Annotated in this window: 6 protein-coding genes; 3 read left to right on the forward strand and 3 right to left on the reverse strand. The window is 39.9% G+C overall.

The features are described 5' to 3' along the window. Positions 1 to 328 precede the first annotated feature (328 nt). Together AC33VI_RS02805 and bioB are read left to right on the forward strand one after the other, a co-directional pair. Positions 329 to 655, forward strand: coding sequence for a hypothetical protein (locus AC33VI_RS02805; RefSeq protein ID WP_491780753.1), 327 nt, complete (start codon positions 329 to 331; stop codon positions 653 to 655). 71 nt (positions 656 to 726) lie between these two features. Beyond that, complete coding sequence (gene bioB, locus AC33VI_RS02810; protein WP_491780754.1) at positions 727 to 1,776, forward strand: biotin synthase BioB; 1,050 nt, start codon at positions 727 to 729, stop codon at positions 1,774 to 1,776. 12 nt (positions 1,777 to 1,788) lie between these two features. On the opposite strand, the gene AC33VI_RS02815 is transcribed toward bioB, so the two are convergent. From AC33VI_RS02815 to AC33VI_RS02825, 3 genes are all read right to left on the reverse strand, one after another. Then, the gene (locus AC33VI_RS02815) at positions 1,789 to 1,947 is read right to left on the reverse strand and encodes a hypothetical protein (RefSeq protein ID WP_491780755.1); all 159 of its coding nucleotides are present in this window, start codon (positions 1,945 to 1,947) and stop codon (positions 1,789 to 1,791) included. A gap of 10 nt (positions 1,948 to 1,957) precedes the next feature. After that, on the reverse strand, positions 1,958 to 2,170 hold the full coding sequence (gene isiD / locus AC33VI_RS02820) for a protein IsiD (protein ID WP_491780756.1): 213 nt from the start codon (positions 2,168 to 2,170) through the stop codon (positions 1,958 to 1,960). Between the two features lie 68 nt (positions 2,171 to 2,238). Further along, the gene (locus AC33VI_RS02825) at positions 2,239 to 3,129 is read right to left on the reverse strand and encodes an alpha/beta fold hydrolase (RefSeq protein ID WP_491780757.1); all 891 of its coding nucleotides are present in this window, start codon (positions 3,127 to 3,129) and stop codon (positions 2,239 to 2,241) included. Positions 3,130 to 3,202: 73 nt separating this feature from the next. On the opposite strand from AC33VI_RS02825, the gene AC33VI_RS02830 reads away from it, so the two are divergent. Next, a partial coding sequence (locus AC33VI_RS02830) for an arginase family protein (RefSeq protein WP_491780758.1) occupies positions 3,203 to 3,464 on the forward strand: 262 nt, incomplete at its 3' end.

Raw genomic sequence — 3,464 nt, forward strand, 5'->3', positions numbered from 1 at the left:
ACAAGTTAAGCTAATTTATCTTTAGTCAACTACTATCGATAGTTTTATTCATAAGTTTTTAATATTTACTGATATTACGCAAAAGCTGTAACTAGAAGATAAAGCCTCTAGGCTCTAGGCTTTAGGCTTTAGGACAGTTTTCGGATCATAGAACCTGACTTAGATGAAAACTGCTGTATTACTTATTACTTATTACTTATTACTTATTACTTGAAAGCGTTTGACTTTAAACACAAAGCGTTAAGTTGTCACCAATGCCTAATACCCATTGAAGATGCCACTGGAACTAATAACAGTTATCTTGGTTAAGAAACACTCAATCTAACCAATGAGCATCAGTAGTTTAGAATTTCAGTTCGATCTGTTGTGGGACGATTTATTTCCCGAACTAGATTTAGCCACTGAAGTACGACTAATTCCTCAACGTCGTTTTAAATTCGATTATGTTAGTTACCCTGGCAAAGTGGCAATTGAAATCAACGGACAGATTTGGCACAAAGGGGGACACAGTACGGGAAAAAGTTTAATGCGAGACTACGAAAAACTTAACCTGGCACAGAAACATGGATATTGTGTTTTTCAACTATCCAAAGAAATGATTACCGAAAAATGGTTGATAGCCATCGCCGAAACAATCCGCGATCGATGTAAATAATTAACAATCGGTCGATGGCAATTGAATACGTGGTAAAACATTAGAGTTCTGTGTAAGTAAGAAACTCTGCCATGACTACAATTGATTACAATGCGATCGCCGAACTTTCTCTTGCAGGGGAGTTAATCGATCGCGCCACAGCCAAAGGCATTTTATCAGCACCAGATTTAGTTTTGCTAGAACAACTCAACGCAGCCTATAAAGTACGCCACCATTATTGGTCGAATCGCGTCAGACTGCATTTTTTGCTTAACGCCCAAAGTGGTTTGTGTCCTGAAGATTGTAATTATTGTTCCCAGTCGAAAATATCCAGTGCGGAGATTGAGAAATATCCTCTGATTGCCAAAGATAAAATAGTCGCTGCCGCAGATCGCGCTGCTAGTCTCAAAGCAGGTACTTTCTGTATGGCAATTTCTGGTAGATCCCCTTCGGAATCGGTTTTTAGCAATGTATTGGAGGCTTTTAAAGCGGTTAAAGCCAAACACGATCTCAAAATCTGTGCTTGTTTGGGACTATTAAACGAATCACAAACCCAACAATTAGCAGCCGTGGGAGTAGATCGGGTCAACCATAATCTAAATACTTCCGAAAATCACCACGAAAATATCTGTAGTACCCATACCTTCCGCGATCGCGTTGACACTCTGCAAAACGTCAAAAAAGCTGGCATTACCACTTGTTCGGGAGGTATTCTGGGCATGAACGAAACCGACGATGATATTATCGATTTGGCTTATTCTTTGCGCGATCTCGACGTTACTAGCGTACCAGTTAATTTCTTAATTCCCATTAATGGCACTCCCCTAGGAGATATTAATCAACTAAATCCCCGTCGTTGTTTGCGTATCCTCAATCTATTCCGTTTTATCTTACCCAAACAAGAAATTAGAATTGCAGGAGGTAGAGAAGTTCACTTGCGATCGCTACAAGTAATGGGATTATACCCTGCCAACTCGATCTTTGTGGGAGACTATTTAACTACCGCAGGACAATCTGCTAATAACGATTTAGCCATGATTCGCGATGGGGGATTTGTCTTAGAAAATCCCGACGGTTCGATTTTAGAAACAGAAGATAGTACTTCTTTAAAAGTAGAATTCAAACAATCTGTAAAAAACTAATTGGGATTTAGATTATTTAGGAGAATAATAACCGAGCGCATTTTGTCTGGTGGTTGCATATGCCCAATTAATGCGATCGAAAGGATTGATAAAATCATATTGCCCCAAACAAATAGAAATGCGATCGCTTTTCTGATTCGATCGCATTCCCCAAAACTGTAAATAAACCAAATTGTATCGATTAAGCTTCGTCGTAAGCTTCAATATCTAATAAATGGATGTAGGGTTGAGCCAGTTCTTCCCGTTGAAAAGCAATCGCTCTTAATAAATGCCAATCTGATAAGGCTTCAAAAGGAGTATTGTATTCATCTTGTTCGAGACGGATGGCGATCTCTGCTACATCTTCTGCCCTCATGTTTGCGATATCTTGCTTGGTTAACTTAACAACAGCCATTTTCCATCTCTCCATTAAGTAAAAAACCTAGTTTCCCCAACTAGAATTCTAACCTAAATTATTAATCGTTAGTTGTTCTCAGAGATCCATTTTAATAAAACTGGATTGACTATTTCTGGGGCTTCATCTTGAGGACAATGACCCAAACCTTCGAGGGGAATAAACTCATTTACTGTAGATATTTGAGCCAATTCTCGACCCATTGCAATGGGTTCCCAAGGATCTTCCGTACCCCACAACAGCACTGTAGGACAGGTAAGACGAGGTAATAAGTCTTCGGGTAAAGGACCTTGAGAATAGCGGGTAAAAGCTAGAAATACATCGGCTGCGCCTTTGTCTTGGGCGGGTTTCATCAATATGTCGATCAGTTCGTCGGTAACTGCTTCAGAACGGCGATAAGCTTGTAACAATATATTGCGGACTACTTTTGGTTTGGCTATTTGCTTAAAAAAGAAACTGCCAATAGTTTTATTGCCCAACACCTGCTGCATAATCAGCGAACCATAGTTGCGATACCAGGGTAAAGTGACTCGCTTGCGATCGTGTAATAATCTAATCGAACAATTGATTGCAGCTACTCCCAAAGCCAAATCGGGATTATCTACCGCTGTTTGCATCGCCACAATACAACCGATCGAATTACCCACTAAAAATGCAGGAGTGCCAACTACTTCACGACAAAAATCAGCTACTTGCTGTCCCCAAGTTTCAAAAGTATAATCAATTTCCGTTCCTGGTTCGGGTTTGTCCGAACCGCCAAAACCAATCAGATCGATCGCATAACAACGACAAGATTCCCCTAATGCTGGTAGATTCTTACGCCAATGTCCCCAAGATGCCCCAAAACCATGCACTAAAATTACTGCTGCACCAGTTTCCCCTGCTTGCTGGTAAGCAATCTGATGTCCCCGCCAATTCCAAGTCTGAGGAGTTTGATTAATTGCGATCGCCGATGTCATATTGCTAGATTTAAAATTATTTTTTAAGTTTTGTGTCTTTTTTTATTATCTAATTCTAAATACAAAATAAACAATGTTGCCCCAACAATTTATTGGTTCAGAAGCCCAAAGTAATTATCAAGATGCAAAAATAGTTATCCTTCCCATCCCCTATGAAAAAACCACTACCTATCGTCAGGGATGTCAATATGGCTCGGGAGCAATTATTGAAGCTTCAAATCAATTGGAAGCCTATGACATCGAATTAGGCAGAGAAACTTGCCAGGAAATTGGTATCTACACCTTAAGTGCGATCGCATCTACGATTGAGAATCCCCATTTAACCCCAGAAGAGA

It is taken from the genome of Waterburya sp., from assembly GCF_058530065.1.